The organism is Ferdinandcohnia sp. SAFN-114 (genome assembly GCF_059415045.1).
In genome coordinates this window covers 1-643 of sequence record NZ_JBPFDQ010000217.1, presented here as the reverse complement: position 1 = coordinate 643, position 643 = coordinate 1, and the positions used below count along the sequence as shown (strand labels likewise).

Genomic DNA, 643 nt, shown 5'->3' with positions numbered 1-643 from the left:
TCCAACAACTTTGTGGAGAAAGTGTTTCGAAGTCTTTTGTTTCTTCTCTTACGGAACAACTCGACCCAATTGTTCAAACTTGGGCAAACCGGCCTTTAAATACAACATACTACCCTTATATTTTCGCTGATGCCATGTATATTAAGGTGCGTGAACATAATCGTGTTGTATCAAAGGCTGTCTATATCGCTACTGCCATTACGGAAGAAAACCGCCGAGAAATATTAGGAATAAGAGTCGATCACGTAGAAAGCTATGATGCTTGGAAAGCATTTTTACATCACTTACAATCTCGAGGAGTACAATCTCCAAGACTATTTATTACAGACGCACATCCCGGATTAAAAAGGGCTCTAAAAGAAGTATTCGTTGGAACTGTTTGGCAACGTTGCACTGTCCATTTCAAGCGAAATATTTTTAATGTACTACCTAAAAAAGGGGTAGATGAAGAAAAACTAGGATTAAAGAGAATTTTTGAAGCTGTTAGTGTGAATGATGCCAGAAGGTTTAAAGATGAATTTCTTGAACGATTTGGAGAAGATTCAAAGCTGGAGAAAGCGACCCGAATTTTAGAAGATGGCTTCGAAGATGCTATCCAGTTTTTAAATGAACCCAATAAGTTTCAACAATATATTCGCAGCAC

At 37.8% G+C, this 643-nt stretch carries 1 protein-coding gene; it reads left to right on the top strand.

The window, feature by feature from the left end; translation table 11 throughout:
- Positions 1–643: IS256 family transposase (locus ACR65M_RS27000; RefSeq protein ID WP_440274959.1), on the top strand; the 643-nt coding region annotated here is incomplete at both ends.